The sequence below is a fragment of the Arcobacter sp. CECT 8989 genome, from assembly GCF_004116715.1.
GTDB lineage: Bacteria > Campylobacterota > Campylobacteria > Campylobacterales > Arcobacteraceae > Halarcobacter.
In genome coordinates, this window is record NZ_PDKE01000078.1 from 1 (window position 1) to 432 (window position 432).

The 432-nt window shown below is 23.8% G+C and carries 1 protein-coding gene; it reads left to right on the top strand.

Features of this window, described 5'->3' with window-relative positions; genetic code table 11:
• Nucleotides 1-28 precede the first annotated feature (28 nt).
• Nucleotides 29-432: AAA family ATPase (locus CRV02_RS14515; RefSeq protein WP_129090915.1), on the top strand; the 404-nt coding region annotated here is incomplete at its 3' end.

Below are 432 nucleotides of genomic sequence, written 5' to 3' on the forward strand. Positions count from 1 at the left end.
GATAAATTACAGTGGGGTAATTAATTTAATGATTGAAAGAATTTATTTAAAAGATTTTCTATCGTTTAAAGAAGTAGAAATGGAACTTGATAAAGGTTTAATAGTTTTTACAGGTCCATCAGGAGCTGGTAAATCAGTTTTAATGCAATCTATTTTATCTTTATTTGCCATAACTGAGAGTAAAGCAAGTTTAGGAGAAGTATCATTAATAGATTCAAAGATAGAAGATGAAGCATATGATATTTCAAAAGATGATGATATTGTAATAAAACAAATAAAAAAAGATAAAGTAAGATTTTTTTTAAATAACCAAACTGTTTCTAAAAAGAATTTAAATACCTTTTCAAAGAAATTAATTAAACATCTTCATTTAAAAGATACAAGTGATTTTGATAGTAAAAAACTAATTGCCTTTTTAGACTCGTTATGTAT